Here is a 25,707-nt window from a genome sequence, read left to right as displayed (position 1 = left end):
AGAGCCGTACTCAACGCCACCCACCGGACCAACCGGGATGCTCATGCAACCCCAGGACCACCGGGCTGATCAAGCACCGGAGTCCTTTACATGAGCCGGGGTTCTGCGGGGCGGCCGGCGACCTGTCCTCAACCGCCGGCCGCCCCGCCACCCGGTCCCAGCGCAGCACCTCATCCAGCGCAGCACCTCTCAGCCCAGCCACCTCTCTCAGCGCAGCACCTCTCTCAGCCCAGCCACCTCTCTCAGCGCAGCACCTCGACCACGTTGCGCCGCACGACGTTCTTGCCCGGCTCCCGCACCAACTCCATCGCGGCAGCGTTCAACAGCACACAACTCCCCGACGGCCCGACCACCGACACAGTCACCACACGACCGTTGTCCAAGTTGGTCACCCGCAACCGCGTACCCACCGCAAACCGGTCACTCGTCGCCGCCGGCCCACCACCCTCCGCCGAGAACGTCACCGAACCCGGGCACACGCTCTGCCGCGCCGGTGCCGTCTCGGCGAAGCCGAGCCCCGTCCCGACCGCCACCACCGCCGAGGCGACCACGGCCACCCCCGCTGCCAGGACATGCGTCCGCCGTACCCTCACGTGCCTCTCCCGTCGTCCGATGATCGGCCTACGCCGAGCGGTACGAACTGGGAGCGCTGCCGGGTTCAGCCATCCGCCAGGAAGGTTCCCGATTCGCTCCGCCCCCACCCCCACCCTCGCCACCCCCACCCCACCTCCGCGATCTTGCACTTTCGGCCCCCAGGATGCCCGAATAGCGGCGTTCGTCGGGGCCCAGATTGCAAGATCGACGAAGCACTGCGATCGGCGGTCAGGGGAGGAGGGCGCGGATCGTCGTGACTATGTGGGCGGGCCGGCGGTAGAGGTCACGGTCGGTGAAGTAGCGCATGGTCCAGCCCTCGGCATCCAGCCAGTTGGCGCGGTCCCGGTCATACCGAAGCCGATCGCGATCCAGGTGGGACAGGCCGTCGTACTCGATGCCGATCCGCCGTCGGCGATACCCCAAGTCCAGCCGGTAGCGCCCGACGCCCTCACCGTCGAGCACCCACACCTGCGGCTCCGGTGCCGGAAGGCCGCCGTCGATCAGCACCAGACGCAACTGGCTCTCCTGTCGGCACTCGGAGCGCCCGTCGGCGAGCGGTGCCAGAGACCGGGCCTGGCGCACACCCGGTAGTCCTCTGTGCGCCAACGCCTCCTCGATGAGGTCATCCCCGCACACCGCGCCCGCCCTCACTGCGGCATCGAGCACCGGCAGCGCGTCCAGTCGCCGCACCGTGCGCGCGAGGTCCACGGCGCACCGCGCAGCCGGCGCGCAGGGCAGCCCTCTCACCAGGACCGGCTTCACCGGCAACGCCGAGTGATGAACCACCAGACCTGGAAGCCGGGGCTTGGCGACCTCGGGAGGCAACTGCACATGCACGGCATGCTCGGGAAGGACGCCGAAGCCGTGCAGGCGAGCCGCAGTGTGCCGGGACAGCATCGCCTCGGGCGGCAGGCACAGCAGCAGCGCTCGCAGCGCGTCGAGATCCTCGACGGGGCGATTCGCGTAGACGCCGCGCCGCGCCCGCACGACCTGCCCGTTCGCGAGGCGAGTGCGAAGCCGCTTCCGGGTTGTCGACCTGAGCACCGAAGCAGTACGCCAAAGCTGGGTTCCCATGCCGGCAGGCTGCCCGAACACCCGCCTTCCGCGCTCCGCCGATCGCACGCCCTGTGGACAAGGCCGCCCCCTGTGGAAAACCCCCACCCACGTCCCCACTGTGCTACTCCAGCCCCGCGCCCCACCCCACTCCTCGGCGATCTTGCAGTTGCGGCCCCGAAATCGTCCACTATGCGGCTTTCGCGGGGGCCCAAAGTGCAAGATCGTCGAGGGAGAGGGGTGGGTTAGTCGTCGCAGCCGTAGCCGTCGTTGTCGCGGTCCAGGTCGTAGATGTCGTCGCCGATGACTTTCACCGGGCCCGTGACGTACGCGGGGCCGTTGCCGCCACCACCGGCACAGTCGACGTCGCTGGCGATCGGCACGCAGCCGCTGTAGTTGGGATCGCACCGGCGCTCCTGCTTCGTGCCCACCGCGACGACCTGGGTGACCGGCTGCTTCGTGACGACCGATCGGAGCAGCTTCCGGCCGGCGGGCACCCCGTCGGTCAGGGTGACCTGGTACGTCAACGTGCGCACCCCGTTGACTCCCCTGGTTCGGACGACCCGCTTGCCCTTGGCCAGGGACGGGTCCTTCACGGTCCGCTCCGCGTACCGGATCGTCTGCGTCTCCTTCTCGGTGCGTGTCTCCACGGTCGGGGGCGTGGCCGTCGGCGACGACGGAGCCGCGGAGACGGTGGGCGCCGGCGCGGTAGTCGGCGCGGCCGCATCGGACACGGCCGGCTCGGGTGCGGCGGCTGGCGGGCTGGCCTTGGCTGCCACGGCGGTACGCCCCTGACCTGGGTCGTCGGCGAGGGTGCCTACGACGGCGGCTCCCGCGCAACAGAGCAGCACGGTCGACAACAGCACGCCGCCCAGGACGACGCCGACCCGCTGCCCGGGCTGGAGGCGACGGAACCATCCCGGGCGGGCAACGGACGGCGCAACGGGGGCGGCGGGGTTTCGGTGGTACGGCGGCTGATGGGTCACGACACCGAGTGTCACCAGAGAGGGGCGGCTCGGTAACCGCCGTACCGATCCTCAACGACGTCGATCGGCAAACCGGCCGATACGTACAGTCCGGGGCGGAAACCGGGCAGGCGGCATCCTGCCCCATCCGGGCGGGAAGGGTCGTACGGGTCGGCGCGGAGCCGCCGTACGGGGTCGACACGGCCCGGCCTTCCGGCCGTACGGGCCGTTAATAGGGGGCCCTTCCTATACCGGAAGCGTTAACAAGGGGCCCTTCCTTTACCGGTCCTCCAGGCCCCAGGGAGAGCCGTAGCCCGTTAGCAGGTCTAGGAACGGGCGCGGGGGCAGCGCCTCGGGGCCGATCACGCCGGCGCCGGCCCACTCCCCGGTGGCGAGCAGTTCCAGGGCGACGACCGGGTTGACGGCGGTCTGCCAGACGACGGCCTGGTGGCCGTACTCGGCCATGGACCACTCGTTGTCGACGACGTGGTAGAGGTAGACCTCGCGGGGCCGGCCGTCCTTGCCCACGCCGGTGACCCAGGTGCCGGCGCAGGTCTTGCCGCGCATCCGGTCGCCGAGGGTGGCCGGGTCGGGCAGGGCGGCGGCGACCACGTCGCGCGGGGACATCCGCACGCCGCGCACGGTGACCGGCTCCGTGGAGTCGAGGCCGAGCTTGTGCAGGGTACGCAGGACCTCGATGAACTCCTCGCCGAGTCCGTACTTGAAGGTGACCCGCCGGGCGTCGACCCAGCGCGGGATGAGCAGCACCTCCTCGTGCTCGACGTTGACGCACTCGACGGGGCCGATGCCCTCGGGGAAGTGGAACACCTCGGGCTCGCTGAACGGTTCGGTGGTGAACCAGCCCCGGTCGCGTTCCCAGATCACCGGCGGGTTGAGGCACTCCTCGATGGTGGTCCAGATGGAGAACGACGGGGCGAAGTCGTAGCCCTCGACGGTGAGGTTCGCGCCGTCGCGTACCCCGATCTCGTCGATCTCGGCGAACAGCTCGTCGGCGGCGTAGCGGGCGAAGACGTCGGACAGGCCCGGTTCGACGCCGATGCCGCACAGGGCGAGGCGGCCGGCGGACGCCCAGCGGTCGGCGACGGCGAACTGCTCGTCGCCGAGCTTGACGCCGGTCTCGGCGTAGGGGCGCTTGGGGTGCGGGTGGGACAGGGACATGGCCATGTCGAGATAGTCGGCGTCGGCCGCGTACGCGCCGTCGAAGATCGGCATGACGAAGCGCGGGTCGACGGCGTTGAGCACGTGGGTGATCCGGTGTTCGCGGCACAGCGCGGCGACCGCGTCGGCGTCGGAGGCGTCGACGGTCGCGGCGACGAACCGGTCGCCGTGGCCGGCGACGGCCCGCGCGGCGCGTCCGGCGTCGGCGTCGGCGACGACCATGGTGTCGAAGAATGTTCGGCGGGCGGCGATGGCGGCGGCGGCGGAGCCGACCCCGCCGGCGCCGACGAGCAGGATACGCATCAGGAATCGAACCCCAAACCAAGACGATCGAGCGTACGGAGCCACACGTTGCGCCGGCCGTCGCGCGCGTCGGCGCGGGCCAGCGACCAGCGGGTGAGGTGGATGCCGGCGGCCCGGACGGGCTCCGGCGGGAACGGCAGCGGCTTGCCCCGGACGAGGGCGAGCCGGGTGAGCGGGGTGTCCGCGCCGGCCAGCAGGTCGAGCATGACCCGCGCGCCGAACCGGGTGGCCCCGACGCCGAGGCCGGTGTAGCCGGCGGCGTAGGCGAGCCGGCCGTCGTAGGCGGTGCCGAAGAACGGGCAGAACCGGGTGCAGGTGTCGATGACGCCGCCCCAGCGGTGGCTGAACCGGACGTCGGCGAGCTGCGGGAACGTGGTGAAGAAGTGCTCGGCGAGGGCGGTGAAGGTGGCGGGGCGCTGCTCCAGCTCGGGGGCGACCCGGTTGCCGTGGTGGTAGACGGCGTCGTAGCCGCCGAACAGGATCCGCCCGTCGCGGGTGATCCGGTAGTAGTGGAACTGGTTGCCGGTGTCGGCGAGGCCCTGCCGGTTGCGCCAGCCGATCGCGTCGCGCTGGGCGGGCGTCAGCGGCTCGGTCATCAGCGCGTAGTCGTAGACGGGGACGACCCGGGCGCGCAGCCGGCGCAGCAGCGGCGGGAACGCGTTGGTGGTGAGCACGACCCGGCGGGCGCGCACGACGCCGGGGGCCTGCTCGACGCCGCCGGCCGTGCTGGCGGCCACGGCGGCGGCGTCGCCGCGCAGCCCGGTGACCCGGGTGTGCTCGTGGACGCGGACGCCCAGGTCGAGGCAGGCGCGGCGCAGGCCCCAGGCGAGCTTCGCCGGGTCGAGCATGGCCACCCGGTCCCGGTCCCACATCCCGCCGAGGTACGTCGGCGAGTCCACCTCGGCGCGCACCTCGTCGCGGTCGAGCAGCCGCACGTCGTGGCCGAAGCCGCGGGCCAGCTCCGCGTCCTCGGCGAGCCCGGCGAGCTGGTACGGCCGCACCGCCACGGCCAGCTCGCCGGTGCGCTCGAAGTCGCAGTCGATGCCGTACGCGTCGACGGTGGCGGCGATCGCGGCGAGGTTCTCCCGGCCGAGGCGTTCCAGCTCGGCGACCTCGCTCGGGAACCGGGCGACGCCGTTGGCAAGGCCGTGGGTGAGCGAGGCGGAGCAGAACCCGCCGTTGCGCCCCGACGCGGCCCAGCCGCAGGTGCCGGCGTCGACGAGCAGCACGTCGGAGTCGGGGTCGGCCTGCTTGGCGAGCAGGGCGGCCCAGAGCCCCCCATACCCGCCGCCGATCACCAGCAGGTCGGCGGTGTGCGCGCCGGCCAGCGGGGGCAGCGGGTCGGGGCGTTCGGGCCGGTCGAGCCAGTACGGTACGGGCGCCGCGTCGGCGAGCGCCCGGCCGGTATGCGGGAGGATCATGACGGGCTCTTCGCCCGCCGGCCGGTCGCCGGTGCGACCGGGAGGGTGTGCCGGCGGGACCGCCGCCCGCGCAGCGAGCTGAGCCCGACGAGCAGCAGCGCGACGACGAACATGGCCGTGCCGATGACGTTGACCTGCGGCGGGATGCCCCGCTGGGCGGCGCCCCAGACGTACATGGGGAACGTGACGGTGGTGCCGGCGTTGAAGTTGGTGATGATGAAGTCGTCGAAGCTGAGCGAGAACGCCAGCAGCGCGGCGGCGACGATGCCGGGGAGCACCAGCGGCAGGGTGACCAGGCGGAACGCCTGGAAGGGGCTGGCGTACAGGTCGGCGGCGGCCTCCTCCAGCCGGCGGTCCATGCCGGCGAGCCGGGCCTTGACGGTGACCACCACGAACGACACGCAGAACATGACGTGGGCGATGACGACGGTCCAGAAGCCCTGCGGCACCCCGGCGGAAACGAACAGGGCCAGCAGCGAGGTGCCCATGACCAGCTCGGGGGTGGCCATCGGCAGGAAGATCAGCACGTTGATCCCGGAGCGGCCGGTGAACCGGTGCCGCACCAGCGCGAACGCCATCAGCGTGCCGAGCACGGTGGCGACGACGGTGGCGATGAAGCCGATCTGCACGCTGCGCACCACCGCGCCGCACATGTCGGAGGTGGCGCAGGGCTGCCGCCAGTTGTCGAGGGTGAACTCGTTGAAGTCGTACGACAGGCGGCTCGACGGGCGGTTGAACGACAGGGCGGCGACCACGGCGATGGGCAGCGACAGGTAGCCGAGGACGAGTAGGGCGACGCCCATCACCCAGTGGTCGGCGAGCCAGCGGGAGACTCTCACAGCACCTCCTCCGTGCCGGCGCGGCGCAGGTAGACGAAGACCACCGCGAGGATCGCCGCCATCAGCAGGAACGACAGGGCCGCGCCCTGCGGGTAGTCCAGCCTGACCAGGAACGCCGAGTCGATGACGTTGCCGATCATGTATTCGTTGGGGGTGCCGAGCAGCTCGGCGTTGATGTAGTCGCCGGTGGCCGGGATGAAGAACAACAGGGTGCCGGCGATCAGGCCGGGCATCGACAGCGGCAGGGTCACCCGGCGGAACGTTTGCACCGGGCTCGCGTACAGGTCGCCGGCCGCCTCCAGCAGCCGGTAGTCGAGCCGCTCCAGGCTCGCGTACAGCGGCAGCACCAGAAACGGCAGGAAGTTGTACGTCAGCCCGAGCACCACCGCGACGGGGGTGGCGAGCAGCCGGCCGTCGGGGCCGAGCAGGTGCACGTCGCGCAGCAGCCCGACGAGCCAGCCGTTGTCGGACAGGATCGTCTTCCACGCCAGGGTGCGCACCAGGAAGCTGGTGAACATGGGGGCGACGACGCAGACCAGCAGCAGGTTCTTCCACCGGCCGGCCTTCTGGGCGATCGCGTACGCCAGTGGGTAGCCCATCAGCAGGCCCAGCACGAGCGCGATCCCGGCGTAGAGGAACGACCGGCCGAGCTGCGGCCAGTACGCCTGCACCGCGTCGGGGTAGTTGCCGAACGCCCAGGTCAGCGCGTACCCGGTGGAGAGCGAGCCGGCGGGGTCGTAGAGGCTGGCGGCGGCGAGCTGGAACAGCGGCACGGCGAAGAACAGCAGCAGCCAGGCCGCGCCGGGCAGGAGCAGCAGGTACGGCAGCAGCCGGTGCCGCCCGCCCCGGGGCGGCGGCGGGGGCGTCGCGGGTCGCCCCGTCGACGTGGGCACGTGGGCCAGCGCGGTCACGAGGACGCACCCACCGGCTCGTCGAGCAGGCCGGCGGTGGCGTCGTCCGCCCCGGGCGGGCGGGGCAGCAGGAAGGCGTGCCGGGGATCCCAGTGCGCCACCACGGACGCGCCGACGGGCACCCGGCCGCCGAGCCCGCTGTTGGCCGCGAACGCGGTCAGTTCGCTGCCCCACCCGGTGCGCACGAGATACTGGGTGCTGACCCCCACGTACGAGGCGTCGGTGACCACCCCGGTCACGTACTGGTGGCCGGCGGGGACCCGGTCGGCGGCGTCGACGAGGTGCAGCTTCTCGGGGCGTACCCCCAGGTAGACCGGGCCGGACGCGATGCGGGCGCGGCCGGCGGGCACCGAGTAGCGCGCGCCGTGGGCGGTGACCGGCACGTCGGACCCGGCGGGCCCGGCGGCCTCGGCGGCGAGCAGGTTGGACTGGCCGAGGAAGTTCGCCACGAACGCGGTGGCCGGGTACTCGTAGATGTCGGCGGGGGCGCCGAGCTGCTCGATCTTCCCCGCGTTCATCACCGCGACGGTGTCGGCCATGGTCATGGCCTCCTCCTGGTCGTGGGTGACGTGCACGAAGGTGATGCCGACCTCGGTCTGGATGCGCTTGAGCTCGATCTGCATCTGCCGGCGCAGCTTCAGGTCGAGCGCGCCGAGCGGCTCGTCGAGCAGCAGCACCTGCGGCCGGTTGATCAGCGCCCGGGCGAGCGCGACGCGCTGCTGCTGCCCGCCGGAGAGCTGGGCGGGCCGGCGGTGGCCGAAGTCGGCGAGCTGCACCAGGGCGAGCATCCGGTTGACCTCGGCGTCGACCGAGCGGATGCCGCGCCGGCGCAGCCCGAACGCCACGTTGTCGAAGATGTCGAGGTGCGGGAAGAGCGCGTAGCTCTGGAACACGGTGTTGACCGGCCGCTTGTACGGGCGCAGCCGGGCGATGTCCCGGTCGCCGAGGAGCACCTGTCCGCTTGTCGGCTGTTCCAGGCCGGCGATCATGCGCAGGGTGGTGGTCTTGCCGCACCCGGACGCCCCGAGCAGGGCGAAGAAGGAGCCCTGTTCGACGGTGAGGCCGAGGTCGTCGACCGCGGTGAAGATGCCGAACCGCTTGGTCAGGTTGACCAGCCGCAGGTCGCCGGCCGGCGCGTCGTGTCCCGTCGTCTTCGCGCTCATCCCCGTCACGCCCCGATGACCTGCTGGAACTTGCCCTCGTACTCCTTCTCCTGCTTCTCGTCCAGGGCCATGAACACCTTGGACTTCGACAGCAGCGCCTCGTCGGGGAAGATCAGCGGGTTGGCGGCCAACTCCGGGTCGATCTTCTCCATCTCGGCCTTCGCGCCCTGCACGGGGCAGATGTAGTTGACGTACGCGGCGAGCTTCGCGGCGACGGCCGGCTCGTAGTAGTAGTTGATCAGCTCTTCGGCGTTCGCCTTGTGGGTGGCCTTGTTGGGCACCATCATGTTGTCGCTGAAGAGCATCACGCCGGAGTCGGGCGCGACGAACTTGATCTTTTCGTTCTCCCCGGAGAGCTGGATGACGTCGCCGGACCAGCCGATGCACGCCGCGATGTCGCCCTTGGCGAGGTCGGGAGCGTAGTCGTTGCCGGTGAACCTGCGGATCTGCCCGGAGTCGACGGCCTTCTTGAGCTTGTTGAGCGCGTCGTCGAACTGGGCGGTGGTGAAGTTCGCCGGGTCGTGCCCGCTTGCCTGCATCAGCAGGCCCATCGTGTCGCGCATCTCGGACAGCGCGGTGACCTTGCCCTTGAGGTCGGGCCGGGTCAGCAGCTCGTCGACGGTGCGGATCTCCTTGGTGACCGCCCCGTTGTACGCGAGGCCGGCCAGGCCGGACTGCCACGGGATGGCGATGCGGCTGTCCGGGTCGAAGGAGCGGTTGAGCAGCGACGGCAGCAGGTTCGCCGTCACGTTGGGGATCTTCGCCGGGTCGAGCTTCTGGATCCAGCCGAGCCGGATCATCCGGGCGGCCATCCAGTCGGTGAGCACGATGATGTCCCGCCCGGTGCCCTGACAGGCCGCGAGCTGGTTCTGCACCTTGCCGAAGAACTCGTTGTTGTCGTTGATGTCCTCGGTGTAGGTGACCTGGATGCCGGTCTTCGCGACGAAGGCATCCAGGCTGGGGCGCTTGGATTCGTCCTTCTCGTCGACGTCCATGTACTGCGGCCAGTTCGAGAACGCCAGCTTCTTCTCCGTGCCGGAGAGGTCTTCGCTGACGCAGCCGGCCTCGGTCTGCACGGCGCCCTTGGTGCCGCAGCCGGCGAGCGCGCCGGCCGTGGCGAGCATCGCGGCCGAGCCGAGGGTGCCGGTGAGCAGACCACGCCGAGTGAGCGGCCGGAGGGGAGTTCGCATGTGACGACTCCTAGGGGGTCATCGTCGGCGGGCGGGACGGGGGGAGGCCCGACGGCGGGAGGGTCTTCAGGCGATGGACGACTGATCCTGACATGAGCTGACCTGCCTCACAAGGGATTCCGTTGCGGGCATAGCAATGCACCACGAATTACGCCAGACTGCGCCAGGGCATTACGATCCCGGAGGAGAACCGGACATGGGGAGCTGACGATGGTCATCCGACAGCAGGAGAGCGGCGGCGGGGGTCGGCGCGTCGCCGTGCGTGAAGGTGCCAGTCACGCTCTGCTGGACGACGTCGCCAAGCAGATCATCGAGCAGCTCCAGGAGGACGGCCGCCGGCCGTACGCGACGATCGGCAAGGCGGTCGGCCTCTCCGAGGCGGCGGTGCGCCAGCGGGTGCAGCGGCTGCTCGACGCCGGGGTGATGCAGATCGTCGCGGTCACCGACCCGCTCCAGCTCGGCTTCCCCCGGCAGGCCATGATCGGCCTGCGCACCGACGGCGACCTGGAGTCGGTGGCCGACCGGCTCGCCGAGTTCGAGGAGGTCGACTACGTGGTGATCACCGCCGGGTCGTTCGACCTGCTCGCCGAGGTGGTCTGCCGCAACGACGCCCACCTGCTGGAGATCCTGCAACGGCTGCGCGCCGTCGACGGGGTGCTCGCCACCGAGGCGTTCGTCTATCTCAAGCTGCGCAAGCAGACCTACAGCTGGGGCACCGCCTGAGCCTGCCCGACGAAGGCCCGCCAGGCGGCCGGGTCGAAGCTGAGGGTGCCGCCGTCGCGGTCCTTGCTGTCGCGCACCAGCACCCGGCCGGGCAGGTTGTCGGCCACCTCGACGCAGTTTCCGCCGTTGTTGCTGCTGCGGGTCGCGGTGCGCCACCGGGCACCGGCCAGCGCGTCGGTCAGCTCCACGTCGTCGCCACCTCTCTGATCAGCGCGGTCGACCCGCGGCTCGGCAGCGCCTCACCGGCGACGCTCTCCCACCTGCGCCTCAGGCTAGCAACGTCGACCGGGTCGTTGATGACCTGACCGCGAAGCTGGTTGTCGATATATGCCAACTCTGCCCCGTCGGGCAGGCCGGCGAGGACGAACGGCCCGGCCAGCCCGGTGTGCCACGGGCTCTCGGCCGGGATCACCCGCACCTGCACGTGCTCCCGCTCGGCCGCCGCCGCGAGGTGGGCGACCTGCCCGGCCATCACCGCCCGGTCGCCGACCAACCGACGCAGCACCACCTCGTCGATCACGGCCACGAGCTGCGGCGGGGCCTCGGCGTCGAGGACCGCCTGCCGGTCGAGCCGGCCGGCGACGATCCGCTCCACCTCGGCCGGCGGCAGCAGCCCGCCGGTGCTCAGGATCGCCCGCGCGTACGCCTCGGTCTGGAGCAGCCCCGGCACCAGCAGCGGCTCGTAGGAGTGGATCGAGATGGCGGCGCGCTCCAGCTCGGCCCACCTGTGGAACCAGGGCAGGTTCCGGCGGCGGCCCGGGTGCGGCCACAGCTCGGCGACCTCCCGGCCGAGCACCTTGGCCACCGCGTACCGGGTGCGCGCGTGCGGGATGCGCCCCTGCGACACCCACCGGCCGGCCGTCTTCGGATCGACCCGGACCTTGCCCGCCAGCGAATCGGCGGTCTCCCCCACGGCGGCCATCGCCACCCGCAGCGTCTCGTTGCCCATCGCGCCTCCTGTCGTGGTCACGTGTAGTGGGCACCATAGCGACGCAGGGTGCTGGCGGTGGGCCCGAAACGGCAGGTGGCGGCGGGACCTGTCGCGCACGTCCCGCGCGCATTCGAGATGGGTGCCGAACGCCCGGCGAACGCCCTGGCAATGTCCACCCACCCACCCACCCACCCAGCCAGCCAGTTGCCGCCTGCCAGCCGCCGCCTGGCTGCCCGCCGACCCACCCGGCCTCGCGAGCCGTCCGCCCGGCCCCGACCGACCACCCGGCCCCGACCGACAGCCCGGCCCCACAGGCCGCCCTCCCAGCGGCGAGGAGGTCCCTCCGCCCCTAAGGAGCTGATGTCGTGAATGACTCACCCGCGCCCACAGTCCGGAGATGGGGCGCGGACGGGACGAGGCGGGACGAGGTGCGGGTGCGGACGGGCGCGGGTGCGGGCGGGTGCGGCTGGGTGCGGGTGGATCTTGGAAGATTCGGGCCCCCAGAGGGGCCATCAGCTTCCAAGATCTGCGCTTCGGGGCCGCCGGATCGTGGCGGGCAAGGCGCCAGAAGCGGCGTGGGGGCGGCCGGGAGGCGATCGGGGGACGGCTGGGGACGATCAGAAAGGTAACGGGTGGCCGGGGGCGGCGGGGCGACCGGGAAGCAGCGGGGCAGCGGCAGGGCGGCAGGGGTGGCGTAGGGCGGGTGATGTCGTTAGTGACTCAGCTCCATAGGGTCCACCGCGCCCGCACCCGGCCGGTCCCGCGCAACGGCACCGCCCGGGACAGCCGTGGGACTTCACGAGAACCGCAAGGACCGCAGGACCCGCAACGCCCACCGGACCCGCAAGGCCCGCGAGACCCGCAACACCGACGGGACCCGCGAGGCCCGCAGAACCCGCAACGCCCGCAGAACCCGCAACGCCCGCGAGGCCCCGCGGGACGCGAGAGATCAATCACGATGCGGATTCCGTTGCCGGTAACGCCGCAGCGCGCCGAATCCGTTGCCCAAGGAGTCAAGTGCCACCGATACCACTTGCCTTGCCGCGTGCGGCTGTGGGATAACCGTGGGCAGAGCGGCCGGTGTCACCCCTGACCGGCCCGAGACCCGATGGGGCTGACATGGCCAACGCCACCGACCACCTCTGGATGCACTTCACCCGGATGGCCAGCTATTCCGCAGGCGAGGTGCCGACGATCGTGCGCGGCGAGGGCGCGTACGTGTGGGACTCGCAGGGCCGTCGCTACCTGGACGGGCTCGCCGGCCTCTTCGTCGTCAACGCCGGCCACGGGCGCACCGAGCTGGCCGAGGCCGCCGCGAAGCAGGCCGGCGAGCTGGCCTACTTCCCGCTGTGGTCGTACGCGCACCCGAAGGCCGTGGAGCTGGCCGAGAAGATCGCCTCGCTGACGCCGGCCGACCTGAACCGGGTCTTCTTCACCACCGGCGGCTCCGAGGCCGTCGAGGCGGCGTGGAAGCTGGCCCGGGCCTACTTCAAGCGGACCGGCAAGCCCAACAAGTACAAGGTCGTGAGCCGCTACATCGCGTACCACGGCACGTCGATGGGCGCGCTGTCGATCACCGGGCTGCCCGGCATCAAGACCGACTTCGAGCCGCTGGTGCCCGGCGCGGTGAAGGTGCCGAACACGAACTTCTACCGGGCACCGGAGCACGGCGACTCGCCCGAGGCGTTCGGCCGGTGGGCGGCCGAGGAGATCCGGCGGGCCATCGAGCGGGAGGGGCCGGACACGGTCGCGGCGGTCTTCCTGGAGCCGGTGCAGAACTCCGGCGGCTGCTTCCCGCCGCCGCCCGGCTACTTCGAGCGGGTCCGCGAGATCTGCGACGCGTACGACGTGCTGCTCGTCTCCGACGAGGTGATCTGCTCGTGGGGGCGGCTCGGCGAATACTTCGGCGCGGTCCGCTACGGCTACCGGCCGGACATCATCACCACCGCGAAGGGCATCACCTCCGGGTACGCCCCGCTCGGCGCGATGATCGCCAGCGACCGGCTGATGGAGCCGTTCCTCACCGAGACCGGGATGTTCGCCCACGGGGTGACCTTCGGCGGCCACCCGGTCTCCTGCGCGGTGGCGCTGGCCAACCTGGAGGTGTTCGCCCGGGAGGACCTGATCGGGCACGTCCGGGCCAACGAGGACGCCTTCCGCGCCACCCTGGAGAAGCTGCACGACCTGCCGATCGTCGGCGACGTGCGGGGCGACGGCTACTTCTACGGCATCGAGCTGGTGAAGGACAAGGCGACCCGGGCGACGTTCGACGAGGCGGAGTCGGAGCGGCTGCTGCGCGGGTTCCTCTCCACCGCGCTGTTCTCCGCCGGGCTCTACTGCCGGGCCGACGACCGGGGCGACCCCGTCGTGCAGCTCGCCCCGCCGCTGATCGCCGAGCAGCAGCAGTTCGACGAGATGGAGCAGATCCTGCGGGCGGTGCTCACCGAGGCGTGGGCGCGGCTGTAACCGCCGAGCCGTCGCGAAGCCGGGCCGTCGCATGCGCTACCAGGAGCTGTCGTACTGGCTGTCCACTGTGGACGAACCGTTGACGCCCCGCCCGCCGCTGGGCGGGGACGCCGACGCGGACGTCGTGATCGTCGGGGCCGGCTACACCGGGCTGTGGACGGCCTACTACCTCGCGCTCGCCGACCCCACGTTGCGGATCACGGTGCTGGAGGCCGAGATCGCCGGGTACGGCGCGTCGGGGCGCAACGGGGGCTGGTGCTCGGCGCTGTTCCCCACCTCGCTGCCGGCGCTGGCCCGTCGGCACGGCCGCGACGCGGCGCTGCGGATGCAGCGGGCCATGCAGGCCACCGTCCGCGAGGTGGGCCGGGTGGTCGCCGCCGAGGGCATCGACTGCGACTGGCACCTCGGCGGGACGGTGACGCTGGCCCGCAGCGCGGCCCAGCTCGGCCGGGCCCGCGCGGAGGTGGCGCAGGCCCACGCGCACGGCCTGACCGCCGACGACCTGGTGCTGCTCGACGCGGCCGAGGCCGCCGCCCGCTGCGCCGCCGACGGGGTACGCGGCGGGACGTACACCCCGCACTGCGCCGTGGTGCACCCGGCCCGGCTGGCGCGCGGGCTGGCCCGGGCGGTCGAGCGCCGGGGGGTGACCGTCCACGAGCGGACCCCGGTGACCGCGATCCGGGCCGGGGCGGCCGTGACCCCCGCCGGGACGGTGCGCGCGCCGGTGGTGGTGCGGGCGACCGAGGGGTACACGCCGGGGCTGCCCGGGCAGCGGCGGGCCGTCGCCCCGGTCTACTCGCTGATGGTGGCGACGGAGCCGCTGCCGGAGGAGACCTGGGCGCGGATCGGGCTGGCCGGGCGGGAGACGTTCTCCGACCACCGCCACGTGATCATCTACGGGCAGCGCACGGCCGACGGGCGGCTGGCGTTCGGCGGGCGGGGCGCGCCGTACCACTTCGGGTCCCGGGTGCGGCCCGAGTTCGACCGGGAGCCCCGGGTGTTCGCCGCGCTGCGCCGGACGCTGGGCGAGCTGTTCCCGGCGCTCGGGCCGCAGACGCCGGTGACGCACACCTGGGGCGGCCCGCTGGGCGTGGCCCGCGACTGGTCGGCCTCGGTGGGGCTGGACCGGGCGACCGGGCTCGCCTGGGCCGGCGGGTACGTCGGCGACGGGGTGGCGACGACGAACCTCGCCGGGCGTACCCTCGCCGATTTGATCCGGGGCGCGGACAGCGACCTGACCGACCTGCCGTGGGTGGGTCACCGCTCGCCGCGCTGGGAGCCGGAGCCGCTGCGCTGGCTGGCCGTCAACGCCGGCCTGCGGGTCATGCTCTCCGCCGACCGGGCGGAGCTGCGCACGGGCCGCCCGGCCCGGCGGGCCGCCGTGTTCCAGCGCTTCCTGGGCCACTGAGCCGAGCCGGGCGCACGCCGCCGCCCGCGCTGCGGGCGTGCGCGGCGCGACCGGCGGTCAGTGGTTCGGCGGGATCACCCGCAGGTGGCCACGGCGGCCCGTCTGCGGGTTGTGGTGGTGCTGCGGCGCGCCGCCCTGGTCGTCGCCCGGCGGGCGGGGCGGCGCGGGCCGGGCGGCCTCGCGGACGGCCTCGGCGAGGGCGACCAGGTCGTCGGCGCTGGGCGGCGGGGGCTCGAACTCGCCCTCGTGGCGGACCACGTTCCAGCCCCGGGGGGCGGTCAGGCTGCGCGCGTGGGGCTCGCAGAGGTCGTACGTGTGCGGCTCGGCGAAGGCCGCGAGGGGCCCGACCACGGCCGTCGACTCGTTGTAGACATAGGTCAATGTGGCGACCGCTTGCCGGGGGCAGCCGTTTCTTGAGCAGCGCCGTGGTGACCTCACGGCGGGAGGGTATCTCCATTACCGGGTCCGGCGCACCGGTTCGCGTTGCGACACGCCCGTCATCGAGATCACAATTCGCAACATCCGACGCGTCGGGCGGTGACGGGCGGGGTCGGCGCGCCGCGACGGCGGCACAGCCACGGGCGGGGCGACTCGGCGGGCTACCCTGTGCGTCATGACCAGTCCGGAACACCGCCGCCCCGGCCGGCGCGCCCACCGGGACCGGCACGGGCGGGGCCTGCGCGGGCGGCTGGTGCCGGCGACGGTGCCGCTGGCCCGGACGAAGGCCGAGGTCTTCGACGACCTGGTGCTCGACACGGTCGAGACTTTGGAGCGGCGGTTCGCCAAGGAGCTGGCCGGCGTCGAGTTCGCGGTGGAGGACGTGCCGCCGGACTTGAACGTCTACGACTCCGACGTGCTGGAGGACGGCGAGGTGCCGCTGGCCCGGCTGCTGCCGGGGCGTCCCGGCCGGCAGGAGGTCCCGCCCCGGATCGTGCTCTACCGTCGGCCGCTGGAGTTCCGGGCCATGGACCGGGAGGACCTGGCCGACCTGGTGCACGACGTGATCATCGAGCAGGTGGCGAACCTGCTGGGCGTCGACCCGGACGAGCTGGCCTAGCCCGACCCGGCTTTCCGGGCGCACCCGCCCCGCCGTGCCTCGCCCCCGCCGCGCCCGCTCCCGCCGCGCCCCGGCCGGCAGCGCCGCTGCGCCCCGGCGCGCGCCCCCCGACGCGCGCTCGGGACGCCCGGGCCGGGCGGCCCCCACCGCCCCGGCCCGGCGACGCTCAGGCGGCCCGCCGCTTGAGCTTGCGCCGCTCCCGTTCCGAGAGCCCACCCCAGATCCCGAACCGCTCGTCGTGGCCGAGAGCGTATTCCAGGCATTCGGTCTTGACCTCGCACCGCGAGCAGATCCGCTTCGCCTCGCGGGTCGAGCCGCCCTTCTCGGGGAAGAACGCCTCCGGGTCGGTCTGGGAGCAGAGTGCCTGCTCCTGCCACTCCGGCGCGTTCCCGAGCAGGTCGGCCACCTCAAGCTGGCCGTCCATCTAAAGATGCCTCCTTGTCGCGCACCGGCGTCGTCGCCGCTGCAACCCCCCACGCGAAAGGCGTGCGTGTCCGTCCGGTCCCCATTTGTTGCGTTCCGCGCGAACAACCCCATTCAAATTACACGCGTGTAATGCGTGCGCCGTCAAGCCGAACTTGATAATGGAGTCGCCCTCCCGACACGCCGTGGACGGCCCTTGCGGCCGTCCGGCCTCGCAACCTGCCCTATCGATTCAGACCCCGGACGAGTAACGCCCTCCCCGGCGAGTTGCCCGAGTTTTCTTGCCGCGGCGGCCCGCCGGCCGGCTCCGGCGAAGCCGTCGGCGCGGCCCGAGGGGCGGGGCTACGACGCGATGCTGATCTTGGTGGGGCACAGGTTAACGCGACTTGGCCGAGACTGCCCATCGGGCCCGCAACGCCGACAGCGCCCCGTCCACATGATGGACGAGGCGCAGCGGTCGAAACTGAGCGGTGGATCAGATCGCCACCGAAGGTGCACTGGTGGGCCAAGTGAACTCCGCGACCGTTCCCCCGGTCACGGCAACCGTCCCGGCGGGTGCGTCCTCATCCCACCAGACGGTATAGAGCCCTGCGGCAAGATCGGGGTAGACGGCACTGTGGAAGGTGCCGTCCTGCACGATGCGCTCACGCACTGCGACGTGGGTACGCGGCGCGTCCGGCCCGTCGACCCGACTGATCTCGATCTCCCGGCCGTGCAGCTCCCGGCCGGTGTGGATGATCAGGGCACCCGTGTCGCCACCCAGATCGAGGACGACGGCGCCGGTCTCCGTCGGCCCGTACGCGTGGTGATGGTGGTGGGAGTGCATCGGTTCGCTCCGTCCGGGTCAGGACGACGCCGGCGGGTTGTTGAACCCGTCGTACGGCGTGCCGAGGAAGGGGAAGTTGCGCAGGAACGGGGCCGTCACGTCGGCGGCGCTCAGCCCCGGGGTGACCGCGCCGGCCGCCGCGTCCGGGGTGAACCCCTTGTCGACCAGCGGCACGGTGACCCCGGCGATGGCCCGCAGCGCGATGCTGACCACGTCGTCGGCGACCCGCCGCCCGTTCGGGAAGCCCGCCAGGTCCCCGCCGAGCACGCCGAACCGGTCGGGCTTGGCGCTCGGCCGGATGGCCGTGTTCAGCCGCAGCATGTCGGCCTGCATGTCGCCGGTGTTGTTGGAGAAGCCCTGGATCAGCCCGGCCGGGATGCCGGTGAGCAGGATCGCCAGCAGGTCCGCGCGGGGCTTCTTCGTCTTGTTCAGCGCGTCCAGCTTGGGGAACACGCCCGGGTAGAGCACCGGGAGCAGGGCGGCCAGCTCCGGCTGCTCGACGAAACTCGCGAACCGCTTGTCCTCCGTGGGCGGCAGCGTGTTCCACTCGTCCTTCCTGGACATCGGCACGATGACCTCGTTGAACAACGGGTTGCCCAGCCGTGACACCTGCACGAACGGGCCGGTCGCGGTGTCCCTCGCCGAGCCGTTGCCGAGGATCCGCGCCTGCTGGCGCGACGCCGACGTCCACACGCCGATGACCGAGGCGCGGTCGTGCGTGCCGTACCGGTTCGCCCGGCGGCGCACCCGGCTCAGCGGGACCTGCACGGCGAGGGTGTGCACGTTCATCCGGTCGGTGGCGTTGACCGGCTCCCCCTCGGCCCTGAACAGCTTCTTGCCGGCCACGTGCAACTGCTGGAACGGCCGCAGGGTGCCCAGGTCGAAGATCGCCCCCAGGTCGACGAAGAACCCGTCGGCGCGCTGGCCGGCGAAGACCTTCTCCCCCGTCGACAGGCTGAACGTGGCCTGCCGGGCCAGCGCCGCGTAGTTCGGGGTGGACAGCGGGCCCACGTTGCACGGCGGGCAGGCCAGCTTGTTGGCCAGCCGGTGCTCCTTGCCGTCGGCGATGCGGGTCAGCGAGTAGAACTGCTTGCGGTTCCAGTTCTTGCTGTCCAGCGACTCGATCGGGCCGGTGTTGTAGAGAAAGCTGTTCGGGTTCGTGATCTCGGTGGTGAATTCGAACCGGTAGGTGACGTCCGGCTTGCCGTCGCCGTCGTTGTCGATATGGATCTCGTACCGCACGTCGTCGCCGAACTCGAAGAAGTTCGGGCCGCCGGAGGGGAGCTGCAACGGCACGTAGTTGGCGATCAGCGTGACCGAGTCGGGACGGTCGGGGCTGACGAACGCGTACAGGTCGGAGCTGTCGGCGACCGGATCCTTCGCGATCTCCGGGGCCTCACGGTGGGAAGACATGGCGGACCAACCTCACTGGGCAGCAAGCGATCAGGGGAAGAGTGGAGAGGGCCGGCGCCGGGAGCCCGCGCCGGGAAAGCGGGGCCGGGCCGGCGTCAGCGCTTGCCGGCGGCGCGCCGCAGCCGGTCCGCCAGGCCGCGGTCGCGTACCTCGATCCGGGACGTGCCGACGAAGACGTCCATCGCGTCGCCGCCCCGCAGGTGCACGACGATGGGCTCGTCCTTCTTCCCGCCGGACGACGGGGAGTTCTGCGCCGCGGACAACCCGGGCACGGTGAGCGCGGCGGCCCCGAGGGTGGCGCTCGCCGCGGCGGTCAACGTCTGCCGGCGGGTCAGTCGCGGCCAACGCCGCTTCCGCTGATCACTGGACATGGGCAACCTTTCCGGCGCGCGGCGCGTCCGCGCCCGCGGTGACGAAAGGCGGGGCCGGCCGACCGCCGGGCCCGCAGGGGGCCGCCGGCCGCGGCTCTGGCCTCAGCCGCCGCCGGCAGGCAGTGGTACGGCCCGCACGCCGGAAAGGTTCGACGCTACGGCCGGAGGTGACCGTACGCGGTCGTCCGCTTGCGCGCCGGCCGGCCGGCCCGCGCCGCGATGGCCCGCAGCTGCTCCTCGGTGCGCGCCGAGCCGTTGCCCGAGCCGGCCATCCGGGAGATCGTCTCCTCCATCAGCGTGCCGCCCAGGTCGTTGCAGCCGCCGTTGAGCATCGCCGCCGTCCCGGCGTCGCCGAGCTTCACCCAGGAACACTGGATGTTGTCGATCCGGCCGTGCAGCAGCAGCCGGGCCATCGCGTGCACCGCCCGGTTCTCCCGCCACGTCGGGCCGGGCCGGGCGATGCCGGCGAGGTAGATCGGGGCGTTGGTGTGCACGAACGGCAGCGCCACGAACTCGGTGAAGCCGCCGGTGCGGTCCTGCACCCCGGCCAGCACCCGGAAGTGGGCCAGCCACTGCCCGGGGTGGTCGACGTGGCCGTACATCATGGTGGAGCTGGACCGGATGCCGAGCTCGTGGGCCGTCGAGACCACCTCGACCCAGGCGGCGGCCGGCAGCTTGCCCTTGGTGAGCACCCAGCGCACCTCGTCGTCGAGGATCTCGGCGGCGGTGCCCGGGATGGTGTCGAGCCCGGCCTCGCGCAGCCCGGTCAGCCATTCCCGCACCGGCACGCCGGCCTTCGCCGCCGCCGTGACGATCTCCATCGGCGAGAACGCGTGCACGTGCATCCCCGGCACCCGCGCCTTGATCGCCCGGATCAGGTCCGCGTACCCGGTGACCGGCAGCTTCGGGTCGATGCCGCCCTGGAGGCAGACCTCCGTCGCGCCGGCGGCCCACGCCTCCTCGGCCCGGTCGGCCACTTGGTCGACGGAGAGCCGGTACGCGTCGGCGTCGCGCTCCCGCTGCGCGAAGGCGCAGAACCGGCAGCCGACGTAGCAGACGTTGCTGAAGTTGATGTTGCGGTTGACGACGTAGGTGACGTCGTCGCCGACGGTGTCGCGCCGCACGTCGTCGGCGATGCGGCACAGCTCGTCCAGCGCCGGGCCGTCGGCGCCGAACAGGGCGAGCGCCTTCGCCTCGTGGGCCGGGGTCAGCAGCGCCGCCGGGTCGTCGGCGGCCAGCCGCAGCCCGGCCCGCAGCTCGGCGTCCCCGGCGCTGCCCCCGGTCGACGCCGTCGCCCCCGCCGCCGCTGCCGCCGCTGCCGTCGCCCCCGCTCCCGCCCGGCTCGCGTCGGCCTGCGCGGCCACCTCCGACCAGTCGCCGTAGACGTTGTCGAAGTCGCCGCGCCGGTCGCCGGTGCGGCCGGTGGTGTCGATGGTGGCGTGCAGGTCGGTCCGCCCGCCGCCGAACACCTCCTCCGGCTCCTGCCAGGGGCGGCCCTGCGGGCGGGCCGACTCGACGGCGAGCCCGGTGGCCGGGTCGGCCAGCGCGGACACGTGCGGCAGCAGGCGCGGGTCAAGCCACGGGTCGCCGGCCCGGACGTACTCGGGGTAGATCGTCAGCCGCTCGCGCAGCGTGAAGCCGGCCTCCGCCGTGCGGCGGGCCAGCTCGTCGAGCTGCGGCCAGGGGCGCTCCGGGTTGACGTGGTCGGGGGTCACCGGCGAGACGCCGCCCCAGTCGTCGATGCCGGCGCGCAGCAGCAGGGCGTACTCGCCGGCGATCAGGTTCGGCGGGGCCTGGATCCGGGCGCCGGGGCCGAGCAGCACCCGGGCCACCGCCACCGTGGCGGCGAGGTCGTGCAGCTCGGCGTCGGGCATGCCGCGCATCGCCGTGTCCGGCTTGGCGCGGAAGTTCTGCACGATCACCTCCTGGAGGTGGCCGTACGCGCGCTGGGCGCGGCGGATCGCGAAGATCGCGTCGACCCGCTCGGCCGGGGTCTCGCCGATGCCGATCAGGATGCCCGTGGTGAACGGCACCCCGACCCGGCCGGCGTCGTCGAGCACCCGCAGCCGCACCGCCGGCTCCTTGTCGGGCGAGCCGAAGTGTGGGCCGCCCGGCTCCGACCACAGCCGCGTCGCGGTGGTCTCCAGCATCATGCCCATGCTCGGGGCGACGGGCTTGAGCCGCTGGAGCTCCGACCAGGAGAGCACCCCGGGGTTGAGGTGGGGCAGCAGGCCGGTCTCCTCCAGCACCGCCACGGCGCAGGCGCGCAGGTAGTCGAGGGTCGAGTCGTAGCCGCGGGCGTCCAGCCACTCCCGGGCGGCCGGCCAGCGCTCCTCCGGCCGGTCGCCGAGGGTGAACAGCGCCTCCTTGCAGCCCTGCGCCGCGCCCTGCCGGGCGATGGCGAGCACCTCGTCCCGGTCGAGGAAGGCCGCCGGCAGCCGGTGCGGGACGGTGGCGAAGGTGCAGTAGTGGCAGCGGTCCCGGCAGAGCCGGGTCAGCGGGACGAAGACCTTCTTGGAGTACGTGACGACGCCGGGACGGCCGGCGTCGCGCAGGCCGGCGTCGCGGATGTCGCCGGCGACCCGGAGCAGCTCGTCGAGGGCGGCGCCCCGGGCGGCGAGCAGCGCGGCGGCCTCGTCGACGGCCAGCGCGAGCCCGGAGGCGGCCCGGCGCAGCGCGCGCTCGATGCTGGCCGCGGTGGGGCGGGGCTCGGTGCGATCAACCATCCGCCCAGCCTATGCGCCCTGCCGCCGGGCCTGATCCGCTGGCCAGGCCGCCTTCGACTCGACGGCCTCCCCGCACACGGCCGGTGACGGCCGCGCGGCGACCCACGACGACGGCCCGAGCTGACTGTCCGTCACGCCTCGCCGACCCCGACAGACATCCCCCGCTCCCTTTGCTCTGCACCCAGGGACGCAGCACCGAGCGCAGGCTGGGAATATGCAAGATCATGCATGACGAGGGGCGCGGCGGCCCATCACGGCGCGTAGCGCGTTGCGTATCCGGGTGCAGAGCAAAGGATCGGGCGGAGAGTTACGCTCCCACCTCGGGCAGCAACTCACGGTCACCCGCCGGTGACGAGGGTGCCGCGATGCGCGTCGGGCGGGCTCCCCGGCCCGTCGCGGCTGCCGGGGAGCCCGCCCGATGGGCGCAGGTTCAGTCCTCGCGCGGAAAGCGCTGGGTGCGATCGGCGTCGGCGTCGGCGCTCCGCTCGACGCCGGGCGAGCCGGGTGCGCCCGGCTCGCCGGGCTGGCGCGGGATCGCCTGGGTCGGCTCGGCCGACGGCGGCTGCCCGAACGGCGGCGCGGACGGCGTCGTGGGCTGCGGCGGGGGGAACGGCGCAGCCGGCTGCGCGCCCGCCTGGGGCGGCGTGAACGGCGGGCCGGACTGCGGCGGGGCCGGGTACGGAGGCGCGGAAGCCGGGGGCGCGGAGGCGGGAGGCGCGGAGGCGGGAGGCGCGGAGGCGGGAGGCGCGGAGGCAGGGGCGAACGGCGAGGTCGGCTGGCCGGGCTGGCCGGCGAACGGGCCGGGCTGGCCCGGCTGGCCGGGGGCCGGGAATCCACCCGGCTGGCCGGCGGAGGGGTAACCGGGCTGCTGCCCGGCGGAGGGGTAGCCGGGCTGCTGCCCGGCGGACGGCCAACCACCCTGCTGCTGCCCCGGGCCCCAGCCCTGCGGACCGCCCTGGCCCGGCTGACCGGGCTGCTGCGGCCAGCCCGGCTGCGGCTGGCCGTACATGCCGGGGGCCGGCTTCGGCTTCGGGGTGAAGTAGAGGGCGCGCCAGACGCGGAAGACCACGAACGCGCCGGACGCGAAGATCGCCAGCCAGGCGGCCCGGGTCAGCAGGCCGAGGAAGGCGTCGAGCACCTCCGCCTTGGCGAGCCGGTCGACCGTCCAGACCAGCAGGGTGAGCGCGGCGAGGAGGGCGCCGAAGGCGTACTCGGCCAGCGCCACCTGGACGATCAGCTTCGCCCGCTGCGCCACGGGGGCGACGTGCGTGGCGAGCAGCACGGCCAGCACCGGCAGCACGGCCGCCTCCAGGCCGGCGAACGAGAAGAAGCCGCTGCCCGCCCGGGTGTAGAAGCTGCTGTACTCGGTCGGTGCGAGCAGCCGGATCAGGCCGACGAACAACAGCACGGCGTTCGCGCCGAGCAGCGCGAGCGCGATCAGCTCGCGTAACGGGTCGGTGAGCCGACGGGCCGGGGTGGCGGGGTGGGACGCGGGCGCCGCGTCACCGGACGCGGGCTCGGCGGGGCTGGTCACGAACTCCCCCTCGGGGCGGTAACGGACAGTTGCCGACGTGAGCCTAGTCTCCCCGGGCACCGGCGACCCGGCGCGGGGCGTGCGGGAGGATGGGCAGCATGCGCATCGTCGTACTTGCCGGCGGCATCGGGGGGGCCCGATTCCTGCTCGGCGTCCGGGCGTACGCCCGCGAGGTGGGCGCCGAGGTGACCGCCGTGGTCAACGTCGGCGACGACCTCTACCTGCACGGGCTCAAGGTCTGCCCCGACCTGGACAGCGTCATGTACACCCTCGGCGGCGGGGCCGACGCCGAGCGGGGCTGGGGCCGGGCCGACGAGACCTGGACGGTGAAGTCGGAGCTGGCCGCGTACGGCGCGGAGCCGACCTGGTTCGGGCTCGGCGACCGGGACGTCGCCACCCACCTGGTGCGCACCACCATGCTCACCGGCGGATACCCGCTGTCGGCGGTCACCGAGGCGCTGGCGGCGCGCTGGCAGCCCGGCGTACGCGTGCTGCCGGCGACCGACGACCGGCTGGAGACGCACGTGGTGGTGAGCGACCCCGACGGCGGCGGCCAGCGGGCGATCCACTTCCAGGAGTGGTGGATCCGGCACCGCGCCGGCATACCCACCCACCGGTTCGTCTTCGTCGGCGCGGAGGCGGCGAAGCCCGCGCCCGGCGTGCTCGACGCGATCGCCGCCGCCGACGTGGTGCTGGTCGCGCCGAGCAACCCGGTGGTGAGCGTCGCACCGGTGCTGGCCGTGCCGGGGCTGCTCGAGGCGCTGGCCGCCGGCCCGGCCCCGGTGGTCGGGGTGTCCCCGATCATCGGCGGGGCGGCGGTGCGTGGGATGGCCGAACGGTGCCTGGCCGTGCTCGGCGTCGAGTGCAGCGCCGCCGCAGTGGGCGGCCTGTACGGCGACCGGGGCGCCGGCGGGCTGCTGGACGGCTGGCTGGTGGCCCCCGAGGACGCCGACGCGGTGGTGCCGGGCGTGTCGGTCCGGGCGGTCCCGCTGCTGATGACCGACGAGGCGGCGACGGCGGCGATGGTGCGGGCGGCGGTGGAGTTGACATGAGGCTGGAGATCCTGCCGGTGCTGGGCATCGGCGACGTGACCGAGGGCGACGACCTGGCGGCGCTGATCGCCACGGCCGCGCCGTGGCTGCGCGACAGCGACGTGCTCGTGGTGACCAGCAAGATCGTCTCCAAGGCGGAGGGGCGGCTGGTGGACGTGCCGGCCGACGGGCCGGAGCGGCTGGCCGCCCGCGACGAGGCGCTGGCCGCCGAGACGGCCCGGGTGGTGGCCACCCGGGGGGCGACCCGGATCGTGCAGACCCACCACGGCTTCGTGCTGGCGTCGGCCGGCATCGACGCCTCGAACGTCGACAAGACCCGGCTGGTGCTGCTCCCGCGGGACCCGGACGCCTCGGCGCGGGCCCTGCGGGCGGCGCTGCGCGAGCGCTACGACCTGGACGTCGCGGTGATCGTCACCGACACGATGGGCCGGCCCTGGCGCAACGGCCTCACCGACGTGGCGCTCGGGGTGGCCGGGATGCCGGCGATCCGCGACCACCGGGGCGAGGTCGACCCGTACGGCAACGAGCTCCAGCTCACCCAGATGGCGGTGGTGGACGAGCTGGCCGGTGCCGGTGAGCTGATCAAGGGCAAGTGCGACCAGGTCCCAGTGGCCGTGGTGCGCGGGTACCTCACCGCGACCGCACCCGACGACGGCGTCGGCGCGCGGGCGCTGGTCCGGGACGCGGAGCTGGACCTGTTCTCGCTCGGCACGGCGGAGGCGCGCGCGGCCGGCCTGGCCGCCGCCGCGACCCTGCCCGACGGCCCCGGCGAGGCCCCCGCCGACCCGGCGGCGGTGGCGCGGGCCATCGCCGCGGTGGCCGGCGTGGTCGCCCCCGGCACGGTCTTCACCCCCGTCACCGACGACGAGGTACGCGCCGCGCTGGTCGCCACCGTGCCCGGCTGGCCGCAGCGGGCCACGGCCCTGGTGCTCGGGGAGCCGCCGACGCCGGTCGACCCGGCCGGCCTGGTGCGCCTCGGCGCGGACCTGCAACGCCTGCGCACCGCCCTGGCCGCCGAGGGCATCCCGTCGACCCTGCTGCCGCCCCCGCCGGGGAGCACGGCCGCCGCCTGCCTGGCGCTCTGAGGCTGCCCCGCCCGGCGCGCTGCGGGTCGCCGCTGCCGTGGCCCGCTCGCCGCTGCGGGTCGCCCGGCCGGGGC

At 73.2% G+C, this 25,707-nt stretch carries 24 protein-coding genes; 6 read left to right on the top strand and 18 right to left on the bottom strand.

From position 1 onward, the window contains the following. Positions 1 to 242: 242 nt before the first annotated feature. The 9 genes from ACFYWL_RS25090 to ACFYWL_RS25050 form a co-directional block, all read right to left on the bottom strand. On the bottom strand, positions 243 to 557 hold the full coding sequence (locus ACFYWL_RS25090; RefSeq protein ID WP_386977096.1) for a hypothetical protein: 315 nt from the start codon (positions 555 to 557) through the stop codon (positions 243 to 245). 265 nt (positions 558 to 822) lie between these two features. Next, positions 823 to 1,668 carry a DUF559 domain-containing protein gene (locus ACFYWL_RS25085; protein WP_386977093.1) on the bottom strand — a complete coding sequence of 282 codons (846 nt, stop codon included), beginning with the start codon at positions 1,666 to 1,668 and terminating at the stop codon, positions 823 to 825. 224 nt (positions 1,669 to 1,892) lie between these two features. Then, positions 1,893 to 2,297 carry a G5 domain-containing protein gene (locus ACFYWL_RS25080; protein ID WP_386977091.1) on the bottom strand — a complete coding sequence of 135 codons (405 nt, stop codon included), beginning with the start codon at positions 2,295 to 2,297 and terminating at the stop codon, positions 1,893 to 1,895. A 594-nt stretch (positions 2,298 to 2,891) separates the two neighbouring features. After that, on the bottom strand, positions 2,892 to 4,094 hold the full coding sequence (locus ACFYWL_RS25075) for a saccharopine dehydrogenase family protein (protein ID WP_386977088.1): 1,203 nt from the start codon (positions 4,092 to 4,094) through the stop codon (positions 2,892 to 2,894). After that, positions 4,094 to 5,515 (bottom strand): NAD(P)/FAD-dependent oxidoreductase, encoded by a 1,422-nt coding sequence (locus tag ACFYWL_RS25070; RefSeq protein ID WP_386977085.1) that lies wholly within the window; start codon positions 5,513 to 5,515, stop codon positions 4,094 to 4,096. Before ACFYWL_RS25070 ends, ACFYWL_RS25075 begins: the two co-directional genes overlap by 1 nt. Beyond that, complete coding sequence (locus ACFYWL_RS25065) at positions 5,512 to 6,354, bottom strand: ABC transporter permease (protein WP_386977082.1); 843 nt, start codon at positions 6,352 to 6,354, stop codon at positions 5,512 to 5,514. Before ACFYWL_RS25065 ends, ACFYWL_RS25070 begins: the two co-directional genes overlap by 4 nt. Further along, positions 6,351 to 7,265 carry an ABC transporter permease gene (locus tag ACFYWL_RS25060; RefSeq protein WP_386977079.1) on the bottom strand — a complete coding sequence of 305 codons (915 nt, stop codon included), beginning with the start codon at positions 7,263 to 7,265 and terminating at the stop codon, positions 6,351 to 6,353. The genes ACFYWL_RS25065 and ACFYWL_RS25060 overlap by 4 nt, the downstream gene beginning before the upstream one ends. After that, a complete protein-coding gene (locus ACFYWL_RS25055; RefSeq protein WP_386977076.1) occupies positions 7,262 to 8,428 on the bottom strand; it encodes an ABC transporter ATP-binding protein in 1,167 nt (388 codons plus the stop codon). Before ACFYWL_RS25055 ends, ACFYWL_RS25060 begins: the two co-directional genes overlap by 4 nt. Positions 8,429 to 8,433: 5 nt before the next feature. Beyond that, positions 8,434 to 9,618 (bottom strand): extracellular solute-binding protein, encoded by a 1,185-nt coding sequence (locus ACFYWL_RS25050; RefSeq protein ID WP_386977073.1) that lies wholly within the window; start codon positions 9,616 to 9,618, stop codon positions 8,434 to 8,436. A gap of 210 nt (positions 9,619 to 9,828) precedes the next feature. Here ACFYWL_RS25050 and ACFYWL_RS25045 point away from each other — a divergent pair, with 210 nt between their 5' ends. Continuing rightward, complete coding sequence (locus ACFYWL_RS25045) at positions 9,829 to 10,341, top strand: Lrp/AsnC family transcriptional regulator (RefSeq protein WP_386977070.1); 513 nt, start codon at positions 9,829 to 9,831, stop codon at positions 10,339 to 10,341. Here ACFYWL_RS25045 and ACFYWL_RS25040 read toward each other — a convergent pair. Both ACFYWL_RS25040 and ACFYWL_RS25035 read right to left on the bottom strand, forming a co-directional pair. Next, entirely contained in the window at positions 10,320 to 10,511 is a 192-nt protein-coding gene (locus ACFYWL_RS25040) for a DUF397 domain-containing protein (protein ID WP_386977122.1), read from the bottom strand. The genes ACFYWL_RS25045 and ACFYWL_RS25040 overlap by 22 nt on opposite strands. A gap of 8 nt (positions 10,512 to 10,519) precedes the next feature. After that, positions 10,520 to 11,290: a DUF5753 domain-containing protein gene (locus ACFYWL_RS25035; protein WP_386977119.1), complete on the bottom strand. Its 771-nt coding sequence runs from the start codon at positions 11,288 to 11,290 to the stop codon at positions 10,520 to 10,522. A 1,101-nt stretch (positions 11,291 to 12,391) separates the two neighbouring features. Between ACFYWL_RS25035 and ACFYWL_RS25030 the strand changes: the two genes are divergently transcribed. Both ACFYWL_RS25030 and ACFYWL_RS25025 read left to right on the top strand, forming a co-directional pair. Continuing rightward, the gene (locus tag ACFYWL_RS25030) at positions 12,392 to 13,738 is read left to right on the top strand and encodes an aspartate aminotransferase family protein (RefSeq protein WP_077936245.1); all 1,347 of its coding nucleotides are present in this window, start codon (positions 12,392 to 12,394) and stop codon (positions 13,736 to 13,738) included. 31 nt (positions 13,739 to 13,769) lie between these two features. Then, entirely contained in the window at positions 13,770 to 15,146 is a 1,377-nt protein-coding gene (locus ACFYWL_RS25025; protein WP_386977066.1) for an NAD(P)/FAD-dependent oxidoreductase, read from the top strand. A gap of 57 nt (positions 15,147 to 15,203) precedes the next feature. On the opposite strand, the gene ACFYWL_RS25020 is transcribed toward ACFYWL_RS25025, so the two are convergent. Then, positions 15,204 to 15,584, bottom strand: coding sequence for a DUF3499 domain-containing protein (locus ACFYWL_RS25020; RefSeq protein ID WP_386977063.1), 381 nt, complete (start codon positions 15,582 to 15,584; stop codon positions 15,204 to 15,206). A gap of 175 nt (positions 15,585 to 15,759) precedes the next feature. Here ACFYWL_RS25020 and ACFYWL_RS25015 point away from each other — a divergent pair, with 175 nt between their 5' ends. Continuing rightward, on the top strand, positions 15,760 to 16,203 hold the full coding sequence (locus tag ACFYWL_RS25015; protein ID WP_386977060.1) for a metallopeptidase family protein: 444 nt from the start codon (positions 15,760 to 15,762) through the stop codon (positions 16,201 to 16,203). Between the two features lie 166 nt (positions 16,204 to 16,369). Here the strand turns inward: ACFYWL_RS25015 and ACFYWL_RS25010 are convergent, their stop codons facing one another. The 6 genes from ACFYWL_RS25010 to ACFYWL_RS24985 all read right to left on the bottom strand — a co-directional run bounded on the left by ACFYWL_RS25010 (position 16,370) and on the right by ACFYWL_RS24985 (position 23,496). Next, positions 16,370 to 16,627, bottom strand: coding sequence for a WhiB family transcriptional regulator (locus tag ACFYWL_RS25010; protein ID WP_007074725.1), 258 nt, complete (start codon positions 16,625 to 16,627; stop codon positions 16,370 to 16,372). A gap of 474 nt (positions 16,628 to 17,101) precedes the next feature. Continuing rightward, the gene (locus ACFYWL_RS25005) at positions 17,102 to 17,452 is read right to left on the bottom strand and encodes a phospholipase (protein WP_386977056.1); all 351 of its coding nucleotides are present in this window, start codon (positions 17,450 to 17,452) and stop codon (positions 17,102 to 17,104) included. An 18-nt stretch (positions 17,453 to 17,470) separates the two neighbouring features. After that, positions 17,471 to 18,865, bottom strand: a complete 1,395-nt coding sequence (locus ACFYWL_RS25000; RefSeq protein WP_386977053.1) for a DUF4331 domain-containing protein — start codon at positions 18,863 to 18,865, stop codon at positions 17,471 to 17,473. Between the two features lie 95 nt (positions 18,866 to 18,960). Continuing rightward, positions 18,961 to 19,236 carry a hypothetical protein gene (locus tag ACFYWL_RS24995; RefSeq protein ID WP_043961986.1) on the bottom strand — a complete coding sequence of 92 codons (276 nt, stop codon included), beginning with the start codon at positions 19,234 to 19,236 and terminating at the stop codon, positions 18,961 to 18,963. 155 nt (positions 19,237 to 19,391) lie between these two features. Then, positions 19,392 to 21,962: a bifunctional FO biosynthesis protein CofGH gene (locus ACFYWL_RS24990; RefSeq protein ID WP_386977050.1), complete on the bottom strand. Its 2,571-nt coding sequence runs from the start codon at positions 21,960 to 21,962 to the stop codon at positions 19,392 to 19,394. A 430-nt stretch (positions 21,963 to 22,392) separates the two neighbouring features. Then, positions 22,393 to 23,496 (bottom strand): hypothetical protein, encoded by a 1,104-nt coding sequence (locus ACFYWL_RS24985; RefSeq protein ID WP_386977047.1) that lies wholly within the window; start codon positions 23,494 to 23,496, stop codon positions 22,393 to 22,395. A gap of 98 nt (positions 23,497 to 23,594) precedes the next feature. Between ACFYWL_RS24985 and cofD the strand changes: the two genes are divergently transcribed. Next, entirely contained in the window at positions 23,595 to 24,548 is a 954-nt protein-coding gene (gene cofD, locus ACFYWL_RS24980; RefSeq protein ID WP_386977044.1) for a 2-phospho-L-lactate transferase, read from the top strand. Next, entirely contained in the window at positions 24,545 to 25,633 is a 1,089-nt protein-coding gene (locus ACFYWL_RS24975) for a coenzyme F420-0:L-glutamate ligase (RefSeq protein ID WP_386977041.1), read from the top strand. The genes cofD and ACFYWL_RS24975 overlap by 4 nt, the downstream gene beginning before the upstream one ends. Positions 25,634 to 25,707 lie beyond the last annotated feature (74 nt).

Source organism: Micromonospora sp. NPDC002575, from assembly GCF_042889525.1.
Classification (GTDB): Bacteria; Actinomycetota; Actinomycetes; order Mycobacteriales; family Micromonosporaceae; genus Micromonospora; species Micromonospora carbonacea.
This window is presented reverse-complemented; position numbering and strand designations above follow the sequence as displayed.

Bases quoted from the DNA above. Each gene is read 5' to 3' on its own strand.
- ACFYWL_RS25085 (WP_386977093.1), bottom strand. From the start codon at position 1,668: ATGGGAACCCAGCTTTGGCGTACTGCTTCGGTGCTCAGGTCGACAACC.
- ACFYWL_RS25075 (WP_386977088.1), bottom strand. From the start codon at position 4,094: ATGCGTATCCTGCTCGTCGGCGCCGGCGGGGTCGGCTCCGCCGCCGCC.
- ACFYWL_RS25070 (WP_386977085.1), bottom strand. From the start codon at position 5,515: ATGATCCTCCCGCATACCGGCCGGGCGCTCGCCGACGCGGCGCCCGTA.
- ACFYWL_RS25055 (WP_386977076.1), bottom strand. From the start codon at position 8,428: ATGAGCGCGAAGACGACGGGACACGACGCGCCGGCCGGCGACCTGCGG.
- ACFYWL_RS25050 (WP_386977073.1), bottom strand. From the start codon at position 9,618: ATGCGAACTCCCCTCCGGCCGCTCACTCGGCGTGGTCTGCTCACCGGC.
- ACFYWL_RS25045 (WP_386977070.1), top strand. From the start codon at position 9,829: ATGGTCATCCGACAGCAGGAGAGCGGCGGCGGGGGTCGGCGCGTCGCC.
- ACFYWL_RS25035 (WP_386977119.1), bottom strand. From the start codon at position 11,290: ATGGGCAACGAGACGCTGCGGGTGGCGATGGCCGCCGTGGGGGAGACC.
- ACFYWL_RS25030 (WP_077936245.1), top strand. From the start codon at position 12,392: ATGGCCAACGCCACCGACCACCTCTGGATGCACTTCACCCGGATGGCC.
- ACFYWL_RS25025 (WP_386977066.1), top strand. From the start codon at position 13,770: ATGCGCTACCAGGAGCTGTCGTACTGGCTGTCCACTGTGGACGAACCG.
- ACFYWL_RS25015 (WP_386977060.1), top strand. From the start codon at position 15,760: ATGACCAGTCCGGAACACCGCCGCCCCGGCCGGCGCGCCCACCGGGAC.
- ACFYWL_RS25010 (WP_007074725.1), bottom strand. From the start codon at position 16,627: ATGGACGGCCAGCTTGAGGTGGCCGACCTGCTCGGGAACGCGCCGGAG.
- ACFYWL_RS25005 (WP_386977056.1), bottom strand. From the start codon at position 17,452: ATGCACTCCCACCACCATCACCACGCGTACGGGCCGACGGAGACCGGC.
- ACFYWL_RS25000 (WP_386977053.1), bottom strand. From the start codon at position 18,865: ATGTCTTCCCACCGTGAGGCCCCGGAGATCGCGAAGGATCCGGTCGCC.
- ACFYWL_RS24995 (WP_043961986.1), bottom strand. From the start codon at position 19,236: ATGTCCAGTGATCAGCGGAAGCGGCGTTGGCCGCGACTGACCCGCCGG.
- ACFYWL_RS24990 (WP_386977050.1), bottom strand. From the start codon at position 21,962: ATGGTTGATCGCACCGAGCCCCGCCCCACCGCGGCCAGCATCGAGCGC.
- cofD (WP_386977044.1), top strand. From the start codon at position 23,595: ATGCGCATCGTCGTACTTGCCGGCGGCATCGGGGGGGCCCGATTCCTG.
- ACFYWL_RS24975 (WP_386977041.1), top strand. From the start codon at position 24,545: ATGAGGCTGGAGATCCTGCCGGTGCTGGGCATCGGCGACGTGACCGAG.